Below are 2,771 nucleotides of genomic sequence, written 5' to 3' on the forward strand. Positions count from 1 at the left end.
ACCATTCGTATAACAGATTCATCATCTACAATAAGAATACATCCTTTTCCCGGGGTCATTGAAGAATCCTGAGAACGACTCTCCGGCTGATCCTCTATAAGGGGGAGGTAGAGTTTGAAGGATGTTCCATGATTTAACTCACTGGTAACACTGATGGCTCCCTGATGCTGCTGTATGGCACTATAAACAGCAGAAAGGCCCAGGCCGGTTCCTGTTCCGGATCTTTTTGTAGTAAAGAAGGGTTCAAAAATATGATCCAGAATTTCCGGGGCAATCCCCTCACCATTGTCCAGAAACTCAATTTCGAGATACATCCCGGGGGCGATATCGAAGGGGCTGGTATGACAATATTCAGTATTAAGCTCAGTAATTTTACTTATAATTATCAATTCACCACCATCCGGCATGGCATGGGCCGCATTGATACCAAGATTCATAAAAGTATTCTGAAGTTGAGTGAAATCGCCCTTTACATTAGACAACTCTGCATTGAGAGCTGTATGGATCTTTATACTCTTATCAAGACTCCTATCAAGAAGAGCGACCGCCCCCTCTATGGCTTTATGCAGATCAATGACAGTAAAGACGTTTCTACCTTTATGGGAAAAAATCAAAAGTTTACCCGTCAGTTCTGCCGCACGTTTAGCTGAATTGATAATGAGAGAGAGGAACTCTTTAGCCTTTGGATCTTCCTTCACCATGGACTGCAGGAGTTCTGCCCCCCCCAGGATTCCACCACGCATATTATTAAAGTCATGAGCAATCCCTCCGGCCAGCTGGCCAAGAACATCCATCTTTTGACTTTGCCTGAGGGATTCTTCCATCAAAACCCTTTCTGTAACATCATCAATACGAACAACTGCACCATGAATACCATTGGCAATTAGGGGGTAAACGGTCAAGTCATTATAAAGGATTTTTCCATTGTCATAGCGGACACTGTTTGTATGGTGTTGTTTCTGTCTTTTGCTAATGGAGTCCCTGATGGTCTCCATTTCGTCAGAAAATTGAGGTAAAACAAGATCAAGAGACTGACCAATGACCTTATTCCCCGTAAATCCTGTTTTATTCTCGGCCTCTTTATTCCATTGAGTGATAATTCCTTCGGGATTAACACCGATAAGAATGGATGGCATGGAATTGATTATATTATCGATATAATTGTGGGCTTTCTGGAGTTCCTGAGTACGCTCCCCAACACGCTGTTCCAGGTTTTCCCGGATTTCCATCAGAGATCCATTGGCGGTGTTCAGCTCTTCGATGGTTTCTCCCTGTTCATCATTTGTCCTTTTCAGTTCCATAGTGCGGTCATCTAAGATTTTTTCCAGATTGCTATGATGAGCCCGCAATTCAGAAACCATCAAATTGATGGAGTGAGAAAGATCTCCCACCTCGGATTTTGTTTTCAGATCACTCCTGATGGTTCTGTCCCCTTCTGCAATCTTCCGGGCCATGACTGTGAGATCTTCGATGGGTTTGACAACAGTGTGCACCATAAAATACATAATAATTGCGCCGAGAATAAGACCTGCGAGGAGTATGAGAATGTTTGTATAGGTGATGTTTCTGATCTCTGATGTAATATCCCCGTAACTGCCTTGGACCCCCAGAGACCAGGCCTCAGAAGGAATGGGAGAAAAGGCTATATATTGTCTCCTGGCTCTATCTCCATAGCTGGCAAATCCTGTTTTTTGATCCACCATGGCTTGGGCAACATCGCCGAATGAATCGAGGGATGAGAAGTCATCTACATATCCTGACAGGATAAGATTTTTATCCTTATGATGAAGGAGGAGACCCTTATGATCAATTACAAAAATAGACCCAGAACTTCCGATCTGCACCGTACTGATTTCCTTGAAGAGAATTCGAAGAGGGAGAACAAGGGCAACGACCCCTTCGACACTGGGTTCCTTATGAACAACATAAGACAGCCGGGCAGGAGCAAAAAGAATGATAGATTGACTCCCGAAATAACTGCCGGGAGAAGAGAGAACAGGAACTTTCTCTGTGAAAGCCTTTTGCCAGGCCTCCATCCTGCTCAAATCTATCCCCATATAGGTTTTTTCGAAGGGTGCCATATCCCGGACTAAACCATTGGAAGCGGTGTAAAAAATATGTGGAAACTGAGGATAGCGTTTTCGATACGCCTTGAGAGATGTTTCAATATTAATGGAAGTAATGACAGCACTGCTCAAATCTTCAGAAATATTCTGATACTGGATAATCCTGGATTCCAGATTATCAGAAGAGCTCTTACTCAAGAGCTGTGCCTGCTCCAAGGCCTGATCTTCCATGGCCTGGGAAGACTGAACCAGCGTAAAAAGTGAACTTAATCCATAAACAAGAATTATGACTGGAAGGATGGCAAGCATCAGACGGGATTGTATTTTCAGAACTTATTTCTCCTCTGATTATCATTATCGGATTTAAAATTTTTAAAGTAAGAACATCCCCGTAGAAAAGAAAAATAAAAACCCTTTATTCTCTATAATATATAATATAATTCAAATGCTAAATGGGAGACAATAAATGAATGGGAAAAGAAAGATCCTTCTATTGATGATCTCTGTTTCTATTTTAATCTTTTCTACCTGCAGTGGGAAGAAAGTAGAGATTGTAATTATGAAAGAATCAGCTTCTTCAACAGGCAATGAAAAAGCAACTGTAAATATTGATGAAGAGAGCAAACCCCTCATCAGAATTGGTCCCACTGATACTGTGAAAATTATGGTCCGCCAGGATGGGGCTCCGGGAATGTACCTGGGAGA

2 protein-coding genes are annotated in these 2,771 nt (G+C 42.3%); one reads left to right on the forward strand and one right to left on the reverse strand.

Annotation, left to right across the window (positions count from 1 at the left end; all coding sequences use genetic code 11):
• The coding region (locus PF479_RS14900) for an ATP-binding protein (RefSeq protein WP_298008010.1) at positions 1-2,375 on the reverse strand (2,375 nt) is incomplete at its 3' end.
• A 157-nt stretch (positions 2,376-2,532) separates the two neighbouring features.
• Between PF479_RS14900 and PF479_RS14905 the strand changes: the two genes are divergently transcribed.
• Positions 2,533-2,771, forward strand: a 239-nt coding sequence (locus tag PF479_RS14905) for a hypothetical protein (protein ID WP_298008012.1), incomplete at its 3' end; no start/stop codon positions are given.

It is taken from the genome of Oceanispirochaeta sp. (genome assembly GCF_027859075.1).
Taxonomy (GTDB): domain Bacteria; phylum Spirochaetota; class Spirochaetia; order DSM-2461; family DSM-2461; genus Oceanispirochaeta.